The sequence below is a fragment of the Colwellia sp. MB02u-10 genome, assembly GCF_014077185.1.
Lineage (GTDB): Bacteria > Pseudomonadota > Gammaproteobacteria > Enterobacterales > Alteromonadaceae > Cognaticolwellia.
In genome coordinates, this window is record NZ_JACGVK010000047.1 from 1 (window position 1) to 532 (window position 532).

At 45.1% G+C, this 532-nt stretch carries 1 protein-coding gene; it reads right to left on the reverse strand.

The window, feature by feature from the left end:
• On the reverse strand, positions 1-532 hold a 532-nt coding region (locus H4J59_RS00495), incomplete at both ends, for a tandem-95 repeat protein (RefSeq protein ID WP_182235860.1).

Consider the following 532-nt stretch of genomic DNA (forward strand, 5'->3'; position numbering starts at 1 on the left):
ATGAGCCATCCGCTGCAAGCGCTAATGTTCCGCCTTGCGCTGTTGTAAATGTTCCCGCTGTTACCGTTAAGCTGTCTCCATCTAAATCGGTATCGTTAGCAGCTAAATCAATGCTTGATGTAAATGCTGTATCTTCAGTGACATTAATTACATCATCGACTGCGACGGGTGCATCATTTGCAGCAGCTACCGTAATGGTTAATGTCCCTGTATCTGTTGCAGTTCCATCCGTTACTGTGTAATCAACTGTATCGGTACCATTGAAGTTTGCTGCGGGTATATAAGTGTATGAGCCATCCGCTGCAAGCGCCAATGTTCCGCCTTGCGCTGTTGTAAATGTTCCCGCTGTTACCGTTAAGCTGTCTCCATCTAAATCGGTATCGTTAGCAGCTAAATCAATGCTTGATGTAAATGCTGTATCTTCAGTGACATTGATTACATCATCGACTGCGACGGGTGCATCATTTGCAGCAGCTACCGTGATGGTTAATTGTCCAACATCAGTTGCAGTTCCATCCGTTACTGTGTAATC